This is a genomic window from Rhizobium tibeticum (assembly GCF_900110205.1).
Classification (GTDB): domain Bacteria; phylum Pseudomonadota; class Alphaproteobacteria; order Rhizobiales; family Rhizobiaceae; genus Rhizobium; species Rhizobium tibeticum.
The window spans coordinates 1-1,355 of record NZ_FOCV01000152.1 but is presented as its reverse complement, the minus strand read 5'-3'; the positions used below and the strand labels follow the sequence as shown (position 1 = coordinate 1,355).

2 pseudogenes are annotated in these 1,355 nt (G+C 59.3%); one reads left to right on the top strand and one right to left on the bottom strand.

Annotated features, from left to right (window positions below):
- Positions 1–67: 67 nt before the first annotated feature.
- Positions 68–312: pseudogene (locus tag BSG20_RS35355) on the bottom strand (ATP-binding protein); the annotation flags it as partial.
- An 82-nt stretch (positions 313–394) separates the two neighbouring features.
- On the opposite strand from BSG20_RS35355, the pseudogene BSG20_RS35350 reads away from it, so the two are divergent.
- Positions 395–1,355: pseudogene (locus BSG20_RS35350) on the top strand (IS3 family transposase); the annotation flags it as partial.

Here is a 1,355-nt window from a genome sequence, read left to right as displayed (position 1 = left end):
ACGGTTATCACGCTGACTGTCAGTATAAATGTCCATACCCACAGTCAGCTACGTTTCCGGACATCTCTCAAGGCGGCCTTCCGCGTATGCGTACTTTCGAGCGAACATGCTCGGGCATGAGCTCGGCGTGCTGTCGCAGCCGATAGCTTGAGCCTTCGATCTGAACGACGACGGCGTGGTGCAAGAGTCTGTCGAGCAGGGCGGTAGCGACGACGGGATCCCCGAAGACTTCGCCCCATTGGCAAAGCCACGATTGGAGGTGAGGATCATTGTGCCGCGCTCATAGCGTGCGTTGACGAGCTGGAAGAAGAGAGCTGGCTCGGGAAATTTGAACAGCGGGGATAAGTGGAATTTCTGCCTGACTTTGGCATAGATGCCGGAAACAGGAGAGACCATGACGAGACGACCGCGCCGGAACCACAGCCCGGCTTTCAAGGCGAAAGTGGCGCTTGCCGCGATCAGAGGCGAACAGACGCTGGTGGAACTGTCCCAGCAGTTCGACGTGCACGCCAATCAGATCAAGCAGTGGAAAGACCAGCTCCTTGAGGGGGCGACGGGCGTTTTCGGCGATGAAGCCAAGACAGAACCGACGGCACCCACAGTCGATGTCAAAACACTACACGCCAAGATCGGCGAGCTGACGCTGGAGAACGATTTTTTGTCCGGTGCGCTCGGCAAGGCGGGATTGCTGGGCGGAAAGAAATGATCGACCGCACGCACAGACTGTCGGTCGTGCGCCAGGCGAAGCTTCTCGGCTTCAGTCGTGGCAGCGTCTATTATTCTCCGCGTCCAGTGTCGGACGGCGATCTGGCGTTGATGCGCCGGATCGACGAACTGCATCTCGACTACCCGTTTGCCGGGAGCCGGATGTTGCAAGGGCTTTTGAGGGTGGAAGGACTGCAAGCGGGACGGTTGCACGTCGCCACGCTGATGAAGAAGATGGGCATCGAGGCGATCTACCGTCGCCCGAACACCTCGAAACCGGCACCAGGTCACAAGGTCTATCCCTATCTCCTGCGAAAGCTGGCGGTCACCAGGCCCAATCAGGTCTGGGCGATGGACCTGACCTCCGATGGCGCGCGGCTTTGTCTATCTCTGCGCTGTCGTGGACTGGTTCAGCCGGAGGGTTCTGTCGTGGCGGCTGTCGATCACGATGGAGACGGCCTTTTGCATCGAAGCGGTCGAGGAAGCGCTTGCTCGGTATGGAAAGCCCGACATCTTCAATACGGATCAGGGCTCGCAGTTCACCTCCGTCGACTTCACTGCCGTGCTGAAGAAGGCTGAGATCGCCATCTCGATGGACGGCAAGGGCGCGTGGCGGGACAATGTCTTCGTCGAGCGGCTCTGGCGGTCGA